Origin of the sequence: Methyloglobulus sp. (genome assembly GCF_046714055.1) — a bacterium.
Classification (GTDB): Bacteria; Pseudomonadota; Gammaproteobacteria; order Methylococcales; family Methylomonadaceae; genus Methyloglobulus.
In genome coordinates, this window is the sequence record NZ_JBKKBJ010000070.1 from 1 (window position 1) to 3,022 (window position 3,022).

4 protein-coding genes are annotated in these 3,022 nt (G+C 45.5%); all 4 read left to right on the forward strand.

The window, feature by feature from the left end; all coding sequences use genetic code 11:
* A partial coding sequence (locus ACLQ6D_RS04245) for a DUF3780 domain-containing protein (protein ID WP_411726045.1) occupies nucleotides 1-640 on the forward strand: 640 nt, incomplete at its 5' end.
* A gap of 76 nt (nucleotides 641-716) precedes the next feature.
* A complete protein-coding gene (locus ACLQ6D_RS04250; RefSeq protein WP_411726046.1) occupies nucleotides 717-998 on the forward strand; it encodes a type II toxin-antitoxin system Phd/YefM family antitoxin in 282 nt (93 codons plus the stop codon).
* Nucleotides 986-1,408 carry a type II toxin-antitoxin system VapC family toxin gene (locus ACLQ6D_RS04255; protein WP_411726047.1) on the forward strand — a complete coding sequence of 141 codons (423 nt, stop codon included), beginning with the start codon at nucleotides 986-988 and terminating at the stop codon, nucleotides 1,406-1,408. The genes ACLQ6D_RS04250 and ACLQ6D_RS04255 overlap by 13 nt, the downstream gene beginning before the upstream one ends.
* Before the next feature lie 85 nt (nucleotides 1,409-1,493).
* The coding region (locus ACLQ6D_RS04260; protein WP_411726048.1) for a DUF1156 domain-containing protein at nucleotides 1,494-3,022 on the forward strand (1,529 nt) is incomplete at its 3' end.

The window sequence follows — 3,022 nt, forward strand, 5'->3', positions numbered from 1 at the left end:
TTCGCCAACTTCAACCCGGCTTAATTCGTCAATGAGCACTGCAATTAAAAATCCACAACCTTTGGGTTTCTGCTTTGATCCAGAGCATACCGAACATTGCTTTATTGTCACTGTACCTATCTCAAAAGCAAAGGATGCCAAGGTGTTTATTTCCGAACATTTCCACTGGATTAATCCGGAAAAGGGGCAAGAAACAACCCCCACCTTTAATGATGTGGATGCACAATTAAAGGCAGTTTTAAACCGCCGAACCTGGGAACAGTTAGAAGAACACGTTAAGGCAGAATTTAATCGTCGATTGCGGAACTTGGGCGTAAAAACCGGACAATGGTTGAAAAAAGGGCAGACCCCCGTTGACCGAACCTTAGGTAAAGAACTCACTTTATTAGCGTGGGCATTAGAAGACGCAGACCCAGAACTATCAGTGACAGCCGTACATAACTGGTTAGGCTTAGTCCCTGAAGAACGCTGGTGGCTTTACACGATGACCAATGCCGCTACCGGCCATGCAGTCAATGGCCGCAATAAAGGCTGGCGTAAGGCTGTACGCTTTGCTTTAACAGAAAACCCGGTGATGGAAGGTGTATTGCGTAATCGAAAGGCAGAGTTTGAGCTGTCGCTAATGAATGGAAAAATGTAGGCTGGTAAAGCACTTGATATTAACCCTCGAATCCATTATTATGGCTATAACTATAGCCATAATAGAGTAGTTTCCCATGAAAACCAGTACCATAGCCGAGGCAAAAAACAACCTGTCGCAATTGATTCATCAGCTTGAATCGGATGATGCCATTCATCTTACCCGCCATGGCAAGCCGGTAGCAGTGATGTTGTCAGAAGCCAATTATCAAAAGCTCACCCATAAAGACAATAGCTTGTATCAAGCCATCCAACAATGGCGCAATAATAAATTGGAAGGTGACAGCGCGCCGACAGATATTGAGCTTAAAAACTTACGCTCGGCCAGTCAGGGACGAGAGTTTTCATGGGACGAATAAGCTATTTGCTGGATAGCAATATCCTGTCAGAACCCGCACGCTTACAGCCCGATGAAAAAGTATTACAACAGCTTGCCGATCATGATGGCGAATATGCAACGGCATCGATTGTATGGCATGAGCTGGTATATGGTTGCGAGTTACTGGCAGCGTCTAAAAGAAAAAAACAACTACAGTCTTATTTGGCGATGTTATTGGCTAATGGTTTGGATGTCCTGCCTTTCGACCAGGCCGCCGCCGACTGGTATGCAAAAGAGCGGGCCCGCTTGCAAAAGCAAGGGCTTACCTACGCTTATGCAGATGGCGAGATTGCCGCAATTGCCGTTAGCCAAAACTTAACGCTAGTGACCCGAAACACGAAAGACTTTGATGGCTTTCAGAATTTAGCTTTAGAAAACTGGTTTGAATAAGCTGCGAAATGCTGGGATTCGCTAAACGCTCTATCGGGTCGCACACTCATCCCAGCCTACCTAATACCTGACTTTTTACCCCACCATGCAACTAAACGATAAAACCTTTATTGAAACGCAGTTTCCGGTCTCGTTAATCTCCAAAGAATCCTATAAAGAACGTAAAGCTGGATCAGGACAGACATTAACTGGCTTGGGTAAATGGTGGGGGCGTAAACCGTTAATTCTAATCCGTGCCTCTATTTTGGGCATGTTAATGCCTGCCAGCAATAATCCACAAAAAGACCGCGAAATTTTTTTAAAAATTCTGACGATGGATAAGGAGGGCTTGTGGCAACGCCGTTCAACCGCAATCCCAGCAAAAACCCTTTATGACTGGTTGCAGCAAGCCTCTATTGTTCCCACGCTCCAGCAGTCATCGTTAGATACAAGTGCGATTAAGCACGTCATTCCGGCAGGGATGCCGGAATCCAGTCACATGGATGTGAATCTATGGTCTGGCATCGAGCCTGAATCAAGCCTCGGAAGTATCGGAGAGTTACCTTCCCTGGCACTGGATTCCGGCATCCCTGCCGGAATGACGCAAACCCTGTTTACCCTCAATGCCAAAGGCGGTGTATCTTGGACAAAAGGTATTACCCAAAGCCAAAAAGATGCAATTACCCGCCGCTATTTCGACCACTTAAGTTATGATGAAAAACTGGAATACTGTGATCGCCCCGAGCAAATCGAAGGCCCAAGTGAAACGGCATGGCAAGACATTAATAACCATTTAGGCACCACAGCAATTAACATTCAACAATTAATAGATCAGCTTGGAAAGAAGCGCTTTGGACATACGCCTAAAGTCGGCGATGCCTTTTGTGGTGGTGGTTCAATTCCCTTTGAAGCCGCGCGCATCGGTTGTGAAGCGTATGGTTCAGACCTTAACCCAGTCGCAGCCGTACTGACCTGGGCGAGTATTCACCTGATTGGTGGCGGTAAAGAAGTTCAGGAAAAAGTGCAGGCCGCACAACAAGTCGCCTTTACAGCAGCGGATGAAAAAATTACCGAATGGGGTATTGAACATAATTCGCAAGGATGGCGGGCTGATTCTTATTTGTATTGCGTGGAAGTTGTATGTCCGGCTAACGGTTATTTATTGCCGTTAGCGCCCAGTTGGGTGATTGCTGAAAAAAATGATATTTGTGCTGTGCTAAAACCTGATCATGCCAATAAGCGTTACGATATTGAAGTGGTCGTTAATGCCGATAAAGAAACTTTCGCTAAAGCAAAAAAAGGAACTGTTCAAAAAGGACGCATGGTTTGCCCTGAAACAGGAGAAACTTTTTCTATTCCAGAACTGCGCGGCGATAAAAAAATTGATGGAAAAACCGCTTATGGCTTACGTCTTTGGGAAAATGAAGACCTGGTGCCACGCCCTGGCGATACCTTTCAAGAACGCCTTTATTGTGTGCGTTGGGTAGAAAACTATCTTGATACCAATAGCAAAGGTGAGTTGGTTAATAAAACGCGTCGTCATTATTGTTCGGTCACTGAAGAGGATTTGCAGCGAGAACAGCGAGTTATCGAATTACTAAAAGAACGCTTTAGCGATTGGCAGGCAAAAGGCTA

Excerpts from the sequence above, each read along its gene's own strand:
- ACLQ6D_RS04250 (WP_411726046.1), top strand. The coding sequence starts at position 717 with ATGAAAACCAGTACCATAGCCGAGGCAAAAAACAACCTGTCGCAATTG.
- ACLQ6D_RS04255 (WP_411726047.1), top strand. The coding sequence starts at position 986 with ATGGGACGAATAAGCTATTTGCTGGATAGCAATATCCTGTCAGAACCC.